This is a genomic window from Staphylococcus pasteuri (assembly GCF_030547725.1).
In the GTDB taxonomy this organism is placed as follows: Bacteria; Bacillota; Bacilli; order Staphylococcales; family Staphylococcaceae; genus Staphylococcus; species Staphylococcus pasteuri.
In genome coordinates, this window is record NZ_JAUOQO010000253.1 from 1 (window position 1) to 282 (window position 282).

Annotated in this window: 1 protein-coding gene; it reads right to left on the reverse strand. The window is 47.9% G+C overall.

The annotated features are described in order from the left end of the window. A partial coding sequence (locus Q4528_RS13575; protein WP_303522068.1) for an ATP-binding protein occupies positions 1 to 282 on the reverse strand: 282 nt, incomplete at both ends.

Consider the following 282-nt stretch of genomic DNA (forward strand, 5'->3'; position numbering starts at 1 on the left):
GTGGAAGGGAGAAAGCGCAGTAGGAGCTGTTCTGGATGAGAGCCCTGCCTGGTTTTAATGGTAAACTAAACCCAAACGTACTGCCTTCGCCTTCGGTGCTAGTGGCGTAAATTTGACCGCCCATTAATTCAACTAGTTGTTTACTAATTGTTGTGCCTAACCCAGTACCTCCATAGCGCCGGCTCATGGAGGCATCCGCTTGAGTGAAGGGAGCAAAAATAGCATCAAGTCGGTCTTGAGAAATACCGATACCGGTATCGATTATATCGAAGTGTACAGAGC